Origin of the sequence: Methyloversatilis sp. (genome assembly GCF_030696805.1) — a bacterium.
Lineage (GTDB): Bacteria > Pseudomonadota > Gammaproteobacteria > Burkholderiales > Rhodocyclaceae > Methyloversatilis.
Genome location: NZ_JAUYRO010000034.1, coordinates 17,422 through 30,813, shown reverse-complemented (window position 1 = coordinate 30,813; position 13,392 = coordinate 17,422). Strand labels below are relative to the sequence as shown.

Here is a 13,392-nt window from a genome sequence, read left to right as displayed (position 1 = left end):
ATGGCGGCACCAAACCTGTCCAGGAAAAGTGAGCCGAGCCGGCATCACATACTTTCGCAACAGCGGGTTTACGACCGGGTCATCGCTCGACTTCAACCTGAGAAGCCGTGACACCCTGCACCCAGCCACGCGCGGGCACCATGATGCGTTTCTCTTCGCGACGAGTATCTCCACTGTCGAGCCACTCGACCGGTCCAACAGGGGCGAGCTCCCACTCGAGAACGACGTCTTCGCGGCTGGGGTTGATAACAAGATACTCAAGAAGTTGTGGGCTCTTGCTCAGATTGGTCACGCAAAGCCGCGGGTCGGAGGGGCGTGGGCACAGGGTCTGCAGTTTTGGCGCAACCGCTTCTGCATTGCAGCCAAGCAACGAAGGCGAAAGCCCAAGCCGGGCGTCGTCGAGATAGATCACTGCATCGGCAAGCCACGCGCGATAGCGACGGTCGTCTTCAAGGAGGCACATGTGATAGAGCGCCTCAGCCCAAAAACCGAGGGAATCATCCTCCTTGCCTGCAAATTCCTTCCAGCGCTCCTTGATGCCGCTGTGCTGCGTGAAGGCAAAACTTTCCTCCAGCAACGGATCAAGCGCCTCTTCACCGAAAATCCGCCGCGTGCGAACGAGATCCATGAGATTAACAGGTTGATAACGAACCGAAAAAGAATGCTGGGCAAGATCACGTTCGATGAATCCCCCGGGCATGACAAACCGCGGAAAGCGCGCCTTGATCCGCGGCAACAGGGGAATGATGTATTTCCACGTCATTCTCTTGATCGCGCGAAGCGGCAAGGGCAAAGCTGCACCGGCACTTGGGGGAAGCAGGGTAAGTCCAATCGCGCGGAAAAGCGGCCGGTACAACCATTCAGCCGGTTTCATGGCGCATACGGCAACGGATGTTTCACGTGCCGATTCGATCAATGAAGAGAACTCCGCGTCACCGGTGACCCGCCGGCATCGCTCCATCGCAACATTCGTGTCCAGGTGCGTGTTGAGAACCATCAGATTGCTGGGTGACTTTCCAAGAGCACGACTGATCTCGTAGCGGAACGGATAGCGTTTGAGGGTCTCCTCGGTCTCCTCGAGCGAATCATGCAAGTACCAGACACCCGCATTGATGCGATCAATTCTCGTCGCCGCAAATGCGCATGCTCGCTTGATGGCTTCCCCTACGACGGGATCCTGTATTTCTTCGAAATACGCAGCAAGCAGGAGCATTCCGGCCGCATGGAGTCGATAGTGCGACTCCATTTCATCGGTCCATTCGCCGTGATACCAGCCGCCGTCGCTGTTTTGACGGGCAACGACGGAAAAAACAATCTGCCGCCGCATGAGCTCGTATATTTTTTTCCCGGTTCCGCGCAACAGGCCAGACAGCGTCACGTAAAGCGCGTAGGCATCAAGTTCCGAGCATACGCGCCAGTATTTTGGCCAGACTTCGTGATTTTCATACACATGCCCGTTAACCAGATGGAGATACACATCCGCAGGGATCTTGTATGCAGTGTGTGAGCTCCAGAGGAAATACGAACGACGCTCCATGTGATCAAGTTGCTGAAGATCGGCCAATAAATATTCGGGTAACTTCCACGCCACGATGTCAACGACGTTCGTGTCAGTGTTCTCAAACTCCAGTGACACAGATTTCGGACTGACTTCCGCGCCGCTGACAAGTGCCGGCTTGTGAGAAAGAATATGTCCTTGTTGGTCCAGGCTACGGCTCATGGGGGGCGCTGGAAGCCAGAAAAAATCATCTGTGACCCGGTACGGTTTCAGAATCCAGCCGCCAGCCGCGCACTTGGCGAGGCAGTACTCACCCTCCAGAGACAAGCGAAACGTTCCACTTGAAGTACAGCGGATGAATGCGCAGACAGCCGGGCTGTCCGAGAAACTGTCAATCAGAAAATATACGTCTGAATCTGTGGCGTAATCTAGGCGATTGAAGTCAGAAGATTTCCAGTCTCGGTCCGAGGCGAATTCCATCTGTCCGGCGAAAAGCGATGTCAAATCAATTGAGGGCATGCTTTATTCTTGTTTCAGCTGACTTTCAAGGCGGATCTATTCGGTTTCGAACGCTGCTTCAAGCCGCGATTCGAAGCATTCTTTTCCAGCGATTCGCTTCGTCACGCAGGGCATTCATCGGAAAGAAAAGAAAGACCGCTGCATACACCAGGCCGCCGAGTACTGCTGTTACAAGGATATATAACGCCGTCGAATCAGACCGGAACCCAGCCGGCAAGACAGCATCGATCAGGATGATGGTGCCCACCAGAACTGAATTAAGCATGATCCCGGGTGCAAGTGCAGAGATCAGCTCGCGCGGGGTCGCCTTGATCACCGCGTTCGAAAGCAGGTACATATGCGTAGTCGAATACACCTGGCTCAAGACGATCCCGAATGAAACTCCCGCCAGGCCCCATTGCAATCCAACGTAGCAACCTACGCCAACGATAATCCACGTAATTGTTTGCACGACGACTTCGCGGCCTACTCGATTGGTCGCGCCGAGCACCGCGCCACAGGGATGGCCGATGCAATAGAGAAATCCGAGTGGCGAGAGGATCTCGAGCGGAATGGCGGCGCCTGCCCATTGAGTTCCGTACAGAGTGACGATGAGAGGTTCCGCCAGCCACCACATCCCAACATAGATCGGCATCGTGTACAGCAGAAGCAGGGAAACCATCCGGAAATACAGATACTTGATTCTGTCAGGGTTATCCTGTTCCGCAGCCATTGATCGGAAAACAGGCTGATAAATCGGCCCGCTTATTGTGTTGAAAGGAAGCTTGGCCAGGCTGTCGCCCTTGTTGAATAGCCCTACCGTCGTTGGGCCAGCCAGTTTCGTCAGAATGAAGTTGCTGGTCTGATGGCGCATGTAGCTGATGAAATCATTTAGCGTTATTTTGATCCCGAATCCACTGTGCCGTCGGGCAATGCCGCGATCAAAAATAAATTTTGTTCGCATTGGAGTAATGCGCATGAGCAGGGCGCAGTTCAACACGCTTCCCAGCAAACCGCTCAGAACAAGGCTCCAGACGCCGAAACCTGCCATCGCCATCGCTATGCTTGAAACACCGCTCAATAGATTGGCAGCCAGGCTGATGGTTGAGGTTGCCTTGAATTGCATTTCTCTGTGCAACCAGACATTGTGCAGATTGAGAAACGGGCGCATCAGGAAGCTTATCGCCGATATGCGGAGCAAGTCTTCGTACAGCGGTGATCCGAACCACTTCGCAAACCACGGTGCGATCAGGAAAAATCCCGCATAGATTGCTATTCCTACCGCCAGTTGTACGCTGAAAACTACTTGAAAATCGCGCTCTCCAGCTTCTTTTGATCTGATCAGAGCCTGGCCTAACCCACCCGATGCAACCAAGCTTACGAATCCGGTGAATATTTGAATCGTTACGATCATTCCGAAATCGGCGGGTACCAGAAGGCGCGCCAGAATTATCCCGAACAAGAATTGTATTATCTGGGATATGAGATTGCTTCCGACCAGCCACTTGGAGCTGTTTCGTATTGATTGTTTCAGGCTCATGTTATTCGGCGGGAAGGCTTGGTTTTTTACTTTGGCTGTTGGTAGAGCGTAAATCGTTCAATCTGAGAAGAATTTTTTTGTTTTGCTCCTCGCCAGTGACTTCGATTGCTTGCTCAAGTGTTTTTATGGCGTCGTTCTTACGCCCGATCAAGCTGTAGAGATCTCCGAGGGCAACCCACGCGTCCACTGATTTCGGGTTGATTTTCAATGCTTCTTCAAAGCTTTTCTTTGCAGGCTCATATGCGCGAGCGAGTGTTTGAGCCCGACCTCGGTGCACCAATATCTCCGGTCGCATGTAAAAATCTTCCTCGGAATGCCTGAGCACATAGTTGAATTCAGTTTCGGCGACGCGTGCCTGGTATGTGCGAGATGTCAAGTCCCGGAAATTCGAATAGGAAAGCTGGAGTGCCTTCAGTCCGAAGCAGTAGTGGTGCATATGCAACCAATTTTCGGGGCCGAACTTATTGCTCCAACCCTCATATACATTTTTTGGTAGTTTTTTGGTGACTTTTGCGCGACAGAATTGTGGCATGAATGCCAGGTCGTCTTCCGTTAGAACATATGCTTCGGAAAGTCCGGCCTGTGCCCAAGTGGGCCGGGACGCCGAAAAAAAAATAATGAACAGAATGCAGGCAATCGACAGTGCCAATAGGTTTGATTGCGTTCTCATCAGACTGGTCGCATAAAAGCTGAGATTCCTGTTTGGAAGCCAATCAAGTGGAATTTAGCGGCTGGTGCCGGCGGATCACTTGTATAAGGGTGATTTCTTCGTTTGAAGAAGTCTTGTTTCAAAATCAATGCGCTGGGGCGGTTGGTCAGGAGTGCGAGATCCGGGCTGTGGCGCATGCAACCGACTGCTTTCATGATGCCACGAGCCCACTTCGAGGTCCGCCTAGCGCGTCACGTTGGGAGCGGGCTAGCCGCTCGCGTGATACGGTATGAGTCCATACGGAGCGCGCCTTCTCTTCCGGCTGGTGGCTGCAGTGTGCCTCTGGCGCTTCAGGTAAGCGGGTGGTCCAGTAGCAGATCGGTTCTTCCTTTTCGCAGGGTCCGGGCGTGACGTTGGCGTCGTGTTGCACGAGGCGCCAGGGAAACACTGATCAAAGCCACCCTTCCGGGATTCTCCATTCCGGAAGTCGTGTTCGCAAAATTCGCGTCGTCATGACATCGGATTTCACCCGTTTTTCACTCCCGAATCACCGATCCGGGGCCCTTTCTGGGCTCATCGCCCCGATTTCTCGCCTTCAGGACGCACCTGTCCTGTACGGCGCGCACAGCGTTCGCTGCGACAGCACCAGATTCGCCATCGCGAACAGCACCTGCAACTGCGCCGTGTTCTTCGCCAGTCCCTTGTAGCGACACTTGCGATGCCGGAACAGGTTCTTCACGACGTGGAACACGTGCTCGACCTTCGAGCGGATGCTCGCCTTGGCATGCTCCGCCTTCTCGATGAGCTGGCGTCTCGGGTCAGCCTTGTCCAGCTTCTTGTAAGTCGAACGGCGGCGTGCGATGACAAACTCGGCTAAGCAATCTTTCAGTGCCTCGCGTTTCTTCGCGCCCTGGTAACCGGCGTCGGCATGCACATGCTTCTCTTCACCGTGCAGCAGCTTGTGCGTCTGGCTCACATCGGACTCGTTCGCCGCGGTGGTGGCGATCGAATGGACCACCCAGGTGTGCGCATCCACACCGATGTGCGCCTTCATGCCGAAGTACCACTGGTTGCCCTTCTTCGTCTGGTGCATGTCGGGGTCGCGCTCGCCCTCCTTGTTCTTCGTCGAGGGCGGCGCGGCAATCAAGGTGGCATCGACGATGGTGCCTTCTCGCAGGATCAGCCCCTGCTGACCGAGCTGTTCGCGAATCAGCGCAAAGATGCGCACCGGCATGTCGTGACGTTCGAGCAGGCGGCGAAACTTCAGCAGCGTGGTGGCATCCGGCGCCTGACGCTCGATCAGGTCGATGCCCACGAAGCGACGCACCGCGATGCTGTCGACGATGGCGTCTTCAATCCCTTCGTCCGACAGGCCCAGGCAGTTCTGGCACAGGTACATGCGCAGCATCGTCTCCAGCCCGACCGGCGGACGACCGCGCTCGCCGCGGTAGTAGTGCGGCTCGATCAATGCCACCAACTGCGGCCACGGCACCAGACGATCCAGGTCGGTCAGAAACTTCTCGCGCCGCGTCGGCTTGCGACGCGCCGAGTACTCGAGGTCGGCGAAGCTGGTCTGCTGTTTCATCGGGACGGTTGCGCGTATCGGGATGACTTGGGCATTCTACGGGGACAGGGTTAAATCAGTGTTTCCCCAGTGCAACGCTTCTTTCGAAAGATCGGCTCCGACATCGGGATGGGCGGGCTGCGTGAGCTCGCACTGGCTGATTTATCAGAAGTCGAAATAGATGAACCGTTGGGTGCTGCCGCCGAAGACAATCACCGCGAGAATGATTGCGGCGTAGAGGGTGCCGCGAAAAAGTGCCGGAACCTGAGCCCATTGATCCAGTTTCGTATCGGCGAATGAGACAAGTCTTGTCTCGAGCAGCACCAGAAGCCCTGTTATTGCGGTCAGTGCCCAGACATAGGTGCGTACCTCCGGGGGAGAGCCATCGCTTGAGGATAATCCAAACATTCGCGTGCACATCGTTAATGCCAAGTCGGTCCCCGCCGCTCGAAAGAACACCCAGGTCACCCATACGATGGTCAGGCTGACTGCCCAACTGGCGAACGCGTAAGCGGTTCTTGCGAATGACGACTGCGGCTTGGGAAGCCATGGCTTGGCAATGCGATGTGCGGCGAGCCAGCTACCGTGCAGGAAACCCCAGATCACAAAGTTCCATGCCGCGCCATGCCACAGGCCACCGAGTACCATGGTGATCATCAGATTCACGATCGTCCGTGCTTGACCAGACCTGTTTCCGCCGAGCGACACGTACAGATAATCCCTCAACCAGCGCGACAGCGTGATGTGCCAGCGTTGCCAGAACTCCTGCGGGTTGCGACTGATGTACGGATACAGGAAGTTTCGCGGCAGCGTCACCCCGAAACCACGTGCGAGGCCGATCGCCATTTCGCTGTAGCCCGAGAAGTCAAAATAGATCTGCAGCGCAAACGCAGTGACGGCCAGCCACGCGGTAGCGGTGTCGAGCCGTTCCGGGTTGGTCCACAGTTCATCGGCGAGGCCGGCGAAGTTGTCGGCGAACAGGACTTTCTTGATCAGCCCGCCCATGAAGATGAGCGCGCCGAGCTTGAGATCGCGCGCTTGTAGCGGCCCCAGACGCTCCAGTTGCTCCACCAGTTCCGATGCACGCAGGATGGGGCCGGCGACCATGTGCGGGAAGAAGCTGATGTAAAGCCACCAGGCACGGAAGGAAATGCGCGTGTTCCACTCGCCCCGATACACGTCGATCATCACCGACAGCATGTGGAAGGTGTAGAAGCTGATGCCCAGCGGCAGTGCCCAATGCGTCCAGCTGCTGTCCAGTCCGGTGTCTGTATGATCGACAAGCGCGGCTATCGAAATGGCGCTGTCGATCAACATGCCCAGATATTTGATCGACCCGAGCAAGGCGAGGTTGAGCACCAGCGCGATCACCAGCAGCGGCTTGCTGCGCGTGCGTGCAAGCGCGCTGTAGAACAGATAATTCAGACTGACCGACAAGACCAGCAGGATGAGGTAGGCAGGCTTCCACGACGCGTAGAAGATAAGGCTACCGACGAGCAGTGTCACGGCACGCTCGGTGTGCGTGCGACAAAGGCTGTAGACGCACAGCAGGGCGGCGAGGAAGACGAAGAAGATTGGCTGGCTGAAGATCATCGCTTGTCCGCCAACTTCTGCCAGGCACTTCCAAGTGCCGAACTGAACAGCACTGCGCCGCCGTCGTTCAAATGGCCGGGGTCGGCGAAATGTTCGGGGCCCAGGCGTTTGGCAAGGGGTACCTCGAGCCAGCGGGCGCCGCGGGCTTCCAGCAGTGACAGAACCTTCGAATACTCACTGGGCGCGGCAGTCGGCCCAAAGGACGAAGCACGCTCGAACATCGGTACGGCAACAAGATAGACACGGCTCCCCGATCTGACCAGCCGTTCTACGAGAGCGCCAAGGGTGTTCGCCATTCGCGGGTCGGGCGGCGCACGGGTGCCTGCCTCCTGCGCGATGAGCTGTGCGCGGGTCTGGAAGCCCCCGCTGATGCCCCTGCGATAGCCGCGGGTCTGCGCTGCACTGCCACCGATGGGGTCGATGTTCGAGAACGTTGCACTTACGAAACGCAGCAACTTTTCCGGCTCGCGAAGTTGGCGCAGATTGCCGCTGTAGTACCAGGTGCGAAGCCATGAACCGAACAAGGCGCCGTAGAAGCCGTGTTCAAGCATGTCGCTGCGCGAGGCAAGGAATCCGTAGTAGCCAAGCGAGTCTTCGTCCTGAAACAGTGTTTCGTCGAGCGTGATGAAGACATGTGCAGGGGCAGTCATTCCTTCATCGAGCAGGCGCTCCACGACGCCCTTCAGTACCAGCGTGTTCGCGCCGGGCACGCCAAGATTGAAAACTTCCGTGGGCTTGTTCAGTCCGGCGCCGGCGACGAATGCTTGGGGCGACAGACCATTGTCGGCACGGCTGTTCCCGACGAAGAGCACCTCTGGTAGTTGCCTTGCCACGAAATCGACTTTGTCGCTGGCGCGCCCGACGGCAAAGACAGATCGATAGCGCAGTACCCATGCATCGCTGTGGAGTACCAACTCAAAGACAAGGAGGAGTGCCAGAGTGATCCAGGGGGTCGCTCCAAGCTCGAACGGAAGCCACGTTCTTCTGATGCCATTCATTGTTCAGTCGTTCTGTGAATACGAGCGTGCAAGGTCTGCGTGTCGCGTCATCCGCCAGAAACTCGGGATCATGCCGGATCGGTTTGCTCTCGCGGTAGCGCGTTGTGCCCGCTTCGCGAGTGTCTTCGACCTTGGCCACGGGACGCTCAGCACTGGATCACAATCGAGCGCATTCGCCGCCGCGCTCAGTGAAAACTTCTTACTCTACGGAGTACTTCGGCGATCCATCCAGTTGATTCAACAGGGGTGCTGCTGCCGAAAACTTCCTGCCGAGTGGTCTTGCCGTCAGCGGAAATCTCAATCGTCGTTCCGATGCGCCCTGGTTCGAAGGTGAAGCGCAGCGTACGTTCGGAAGTTCTTATTTCGGCGCCAATTCCGTCTTTCACCGACGTCACCATTGCCGGCACCTGATCTCCCAGCGTTGGCTGCAGCACTACCAGAAACTGGTCGCCTGTACTCGCTTGTGACGGGCTCAGCTCGATGCGCCAGTTTCCGGCTTCGAGCGTGCCCGGTTTGCGTCTGGCGATGTCGAGCAGCACCTTGCCGCTGTTGTCGTGATTGCGGTCATCGACGAAGAATTCGAACCCGGGGCCGCCGATCGGCAAGAGCATCGGTGCGGCGGGGTGAAGAACGGTGCCGATCAGGCGGCTAGGGCCTGCGGGGGTTGCGCGTTCGATCGTGAAGTTCTGTCCGGACACGACGGGCCGGGTCTGGCTGTGCAACAGCCAGCGCTTGACGAAATCCGCCCGGGTCGCAACCACGTCGTCGAACACGACGACGGTGTCGCTGTGCCGGTCATAAGCGAAGACGCGCCAGGCGCGTTCGACCCGTCGGGTACGTTCGGCGAATCGTCCCTTTCCGGATGAAGGGTTCGTGTAGGCAGGTGTGATGTCAGCAACGGCAACGGTCAGGCCGTCCTGCTCGAACAAATGGCTGATTCGGCCGGTGTGATAGGCCTCACGCTTGCTTTCCCACTCCCCCCTGTCGAGGGGCGCTGCGTCGCCGCCCCAGCCGGAGCCGATGCGCCGCTGACCGCCGTCGTTCGCGATGGGGCGTGGCGGCTTGTCCTTGCGCGCAGGCATGGGTGCCGTGTCGGAGGGGTCGGTGACGGTGAGGGTGTTGTGGGCGATGGTCTGGTACGTGTAGTTCAAGTGGTGATCGCTGCCGTACTCGCAGTAGCAACCGCTGTCCAGCGCGAGATCGGCCGCCTTGTAGATCATGAACGCGCCTTGATCCAGATGTGAGTGTGACCAGTAGTTGTCGCCGGCCTTGAAGCTCACGTAGGTCGCATCCGGCTCCCAGCTGCTGCGTGCCACGAGTACGCCGAGCCCGTCGAAATGGTGGCTCAGCGGCAGCGTCCGGTCCGCAGCCGGATTGAACAGGAGGTTGTCGGTCAAGGGGCCCCAGGGCCATGAGGTCGGCTGCGGGGGGGCGCTGCGCCCTGCCCAGATCGAATAGGCCGCGGGGTGACGCAATTCGATCGCGAGCGCCACTGCATCCGGTGGCTTGCGATCGACAAAGGCGATGTCTCCCCAACTGAATGCGGCCTTGTCCGGCCGCTGCCGATAGACGATGAAGTCGAGAAAGCCGCGGATTGCGGGCTCCCTGGCGATGTAGTCCTCGCCCGTTGCAGACCGCCACATGGCGGGCAACTGGTAGATGGCCTGGCCGATGCCGATGCCCACATATTCACCGCCTTCGTGCCATCCACCGTTCTTCCCGCCCACCTGACGCCATACCGGCAGCACGCGGTTGATCCAGTAATCGTGGGTGAAGGCCATGACGGGCGCCGCTCGCGGGTCGTCCCGGTAGATGGACAGTGCGCAGGCCATCAGGGCCTGCAGGGGCGAGTTGTAGAGGAAAACATTGTAGGGCGACATGCGCTCGACGCGGATGACGTTGATCTGGTAGTTGCAGGCTTCGATCACCTTGTCCCGCAGTCTGGGCATCAGATCGGGGGGGATGCGGTGGTGAAGCCAGTCGTAGGCCAGGGCGATGGGTTTGGTCTGTTCGTGGCCGCGCCAGGCGGGCTGGAGCCGGAGCACTTGTTCGACGATGGCGCGTACATCCTGACTGCCGGGTGAAAGGGCTTCCGCGAGGATCGCGTCATTCAGATTTCCGCGCCCGCCTCCGGCCCGCTTGAGAACCTCCCGGATGTAATCCGGGTTTTCTGCCTGCAGGCGGGCGATGTCGCGTGCATCGGGATGCGGCAGGCGTGGATGGCCTGTGCGAAAGCCGGGCAGATCCGGTTCCCGCAAGGTTTCGGCTGCGGGCAGCATGGGTTTCGACTGGGACGCGATGACCGTCTCGTCGGGGCTGCGGCCGAGCGACCACGCCGTGGTCAGTCCCAAGGCGAATACGATCACGGCAAGGTGTGCGGCAAGATTTGAAGCGCGTTTTGCTTCCAGACGCCCGGGCCGTGTTTCATACGAAGGCTTTGCGCCGCCGCACAGGTAGCGGACAGCACCCACGGCGGTGATCAGGGCAATGACCGCCGTGGTGACATCCGGCGTGCGGCCGGGTACGTACTGCTGCATCCATTCCAGCGCAAAGGCAAAAATCGCGCACAGCGCCACGACGGTCACCGACCAGGCGTGCGACGCAGGCCTGAGCCGGCAGAGCGCTGCGACGATCAGCAGGTAGGGCCACACGGTGTCGGCGATGACGCTCAGTCCGAGCATCGCATTCTCCATGTGTGCCGCGAATGGCACGTAGTTGAGCGTTCGCAACGCGCCGTTCTCGGGCGCCAGCTCGCTGATGATCAGCGACATCAGGATGGCCAGCAGACTGATTGCCGGGCGATGCGGCTTGAGCGCCCGGGGTGAGGCAAGCGCGATCAACAGGCCGATGGCGGCGCCCGCCAGCGCCTCGGCGGACAGCTGCCGGCTGACGATGATCACCTTGAGCGCAAGCACGCCGAAGATGGTCCGGCGCAGCGTGCGACCTACCGGTACCGGGTGCTTGCGCACATCGCGCACGAGCAGCGCGAGCGCCAGTATTTCCAGCGTGGTGGTCAGCGCACGCGAAGAAGAGAAGCGCGACGGGTCCGTCAACACGGATGCCAAGGGCGCAAGCCCGGACCGGATCGAACCGACGTCGAGCGATGGCACGAAAGGTGAAAGCTGGGAAAGTGACCAGCCGAACAACGCGGCGAGCACCAGGTTGGCTTCGTGACCCGGCTGGAAACCGCGCACGCGCCATGCATTCGCTGTCGCGTAGAACTGGCCCCGCGGATTCAGCAGCCCGACGAGCACGGCGCCGGCGAGCGCGCCACTGGTGTTGAGAATGAAGTCCGACAACGATGATACGCGCTGCGGCAGATGGGATTGCAAGGTCTCGACGCTCAGGCTCAGCGCTCCGCCGATCAGCGTTGCGAACAGGACGGAAACGACGAGCGGCCAGCGTGCGGTTGCAAGCCGGATACCTGCGCCCAACGGAAGGTAGATCAGCGAATTGACGACCAGGTCGGGAAGCGAAAGCGCGCCTATGTTCCACGTGGCCAGAAAGGCAAACGTGTTTTCGTGGGTCGTCCAGCCGGAAAAAGGATACAGACTGCCGTAGGCGATCAGGGCGGAGTACGCCAGCAAGCCGATGAGTATCTGACCGCGCTTCGGAGTGTCTGACATGGGCGGACGATGATGTTGTTCGTTGCGATTGCGCAGTACCCGGCTGCGCCGTGCGGCAGGATCGCGCGGCTGATCGGCTGCGAGGCGGATTCGGATTGCGGCAACCCGAAGCTTAGGGCGACGAGCCTGCTCCGGGTAGTGCCCTGAATCACGAACGCACCCGCTCGGCACATTCCGCACATTCGATCTGTGAGAAAGTCTGCGCCCGGAGGGTTGCGCATCATGTACGGCTTGTTGGCTGTGGTTTTCTTGTGGGCAGTGGCGATCTACTTCTTGCGGCGCGAAATCGCTACCGCCTGGGCAGAGCCCTGCCTGCGCCATCCGGTCGTGGTGTTCGAAGGCGACGACTGGGGTTACGGGCCGCTCGAACAGGCCGACGCGTTGCGCGACATCGCGGCGGAACTGGCGCGGCATCGCGATCTGACCGGACGACATCCGGTGATGACGCTCGGCGTGATCCTGGCCGGTCCGGGGGCGGCCAGGACGCCCGATGAGGCGCTGGGCGCGGCGCGGGTCACGCTGGAAGATGCTCGGCTGAAGCCGGTGTGCGACGCGATGGCGCAGGGTGTGCGTGCCGGGGTGTTCGATCTGCAGCTGCACGGCATGGAGCATTACCACCCGGCGGTGCTGACGCGCGCGGTTCAGATGGATCCGCAGGTGGGCGTCTGGTTGGCCGGCGCGCCGTTCGTGGAAACGGAACAGCTGCCGTCACCCTTGCAAAGCCGCTGGACCGATGCGTCCGTGCTGCCTTCGAAGGCGTTGGACAAAGGCGACATCCTCGTCCGCGTCGCGGACGAGGTTGCGATGTTCAGGCAGTGTTTTGGTGCCCTTCCCGAAGTGGTGGTGCCGCCTACGTTCGTCTGGAACGCATGCGTCGAGCGTGCTTGGGCGGAGCAGGGCCTCGCCGTGCTGGTGACGCCGGGCGAGCGCTACGAGATGCGCGGCACGGACGGCCTGCCGGTGGATGCAGGTGTCTACTATCGCAACGGTCAGCGCTGCGCATCCGGGCTGCTCGCCATCGTGCGCAATGACTACTTCGAACCGGTGCGTGGGCATCGAACCGGGCGCGGGCTGGCGGGTCTGGCCACGAAGTGGGCACAGCGACGGCCACTGTTGCTGGAAACCCATCGATCGAATTTTGTCGGCGCGTCGGCGCAGCACGCGGAAAGCGTTCGTGCCATCGGCGATCTGGTGTCGGCAGCCTTGCGCGCGCAGCCCGGCTTGCGGTTTGTGACGGTGGCGGAACTGGCTCAACACTACGTTAGGGGCGGTGACCTGATCGATCCGCGTCTGTGGACACGTCTGCTGGCACTGCGCTACCGACTTGATCGTCCAGGACGCAGGCGCAAGATTTTCGGGCTGCTTGCAGCGTTGACCTTGGCTGCCGCATTCGCTGCGTTGGCCGCACCGGTGTGACCCGTCCTGC

Annotated in this window: 8 protein-coding genes; 1 reads left to right on the top strand and 7 read right to left on the bottom strand. The window is 59.3% G+C overall.

Features of this window, described 5'->3' with window-relative positions:
* Window positions 1-79 precede the first annotated feature (79 nt).
* The 7 genes from Q8R75_RS04170 to Q8R75_RS04140 all read right to left on the bottom strand — a co-directional run bounded on the left by Q8R75_RS04170 (window position 80) and on the right by Q8R75_RS04140 (window position 12,287).
* Window positions 80-2,017: a hypothetical protein gene (locus Q8R75_RS04170; RefSeq protein ID WP_305611723.1), complete on the bottom strand. Its 1,938-nt coding sequence runs from the start codon at window positions 2,015-2,017 to the stop codon at window positions 80-82.
* 58 nt (window positions 2,018-2,075) lie between these two features.
* Window positions 2,076-3,536, bottom strand: a complete 1,461-nt coding sequence (locus tag Q8R75_RS04165; protein ID WP_305611722.1) for a lipopolysaccharide biosynthesis protein — start codon at window positions 3,534-3,536, stop codon at window positions 2,076-2,078.
* A 1-nt stretch (window position 3,537) separates the two neighbouring features.
* Window positions 3,538-4,206 carry a tetratricopeptide repeat protein gene (locus Q8R75_RS04160; protein WP_305626903.1) on the bottom strand — a complete coding sequence of 223 codons (669 nt, stop codon included), beginning with the start codon at window positions 4,204-4,206 and terminating at the stop codon, window positions 3,538-3,540.
* Between the two features lie 574 nt (window positions 4,207-4,780).
* Entirely contained in the window at window positions 4,781-5,770 is a 990-nt protein-coding gene (locus Q8R75_RS04155) for an IS5 family transposase (protein WP_305611720.1), read from the bottom strand.
* A 144-nt stretch (window positions 5,771-5,914) separates the two neighbouring features.
* Window positions 5,915-7,342, bottom strand: coding sequence for an MBOAT family O-acyltransferase (locus Q8R75_RS04150; RefSeq protein ID WP_305611719.1), 1,428 nt, complete (start codon window positions 7,340-7,342; stop codon window positions 5,915-5,917).
* Window positions 7,339-8,340 carry a hypothetical protein gene (locus Q8R75_RS04145; RefSeq protein WP_305611718.1) on the bottom strand — a complete coding sequence of 334 codons (1,002 nt, stop codon included), beginning with the start codon at window positions 8,338-8,340 and terminating at the stop codon, window positions 7,339-7,341. The genes Q8R75_RS04150 and Q8R75_RS04145 overlap by 4 nt, the downstream gene beginning before the upstream one ends.
* A 185-nt stretch (window positions 8,341-8,525) precedes the next feature.
* The gene (locus tag Q8R75_RS04140) at window positions 8,526-12,287 is read right to left on the bottom strand and encodes a VanZ family protein (protein WP_305663524.1); all 3,762 of its coding nucleotides are present in this window, start codon (window positions 12,285-12,287) and stop codon (window positions 8,526-8,528) included.
* Here Q8R75_RS04140 and Q8R75_RS04135 point away from each other — a divergent pair.
* Window positions 12,240-13,382 (top strand): hypothetical protein, encoded by a 1,143-nt coding sequence (locus tag Q8R75_RS04135; RefSeq protein ID WP_305663523.1) that lies wholly within the window; start codon window positions 12,240-12,242, stop codon window positions 13,380-13,382. The genes Q8R75_RS04140 and Q8R75_RS04135 overlap by 48 nt on opposite strands.
* Window positions 13,383-13,392: the final 10 nt, after the last annotated feature.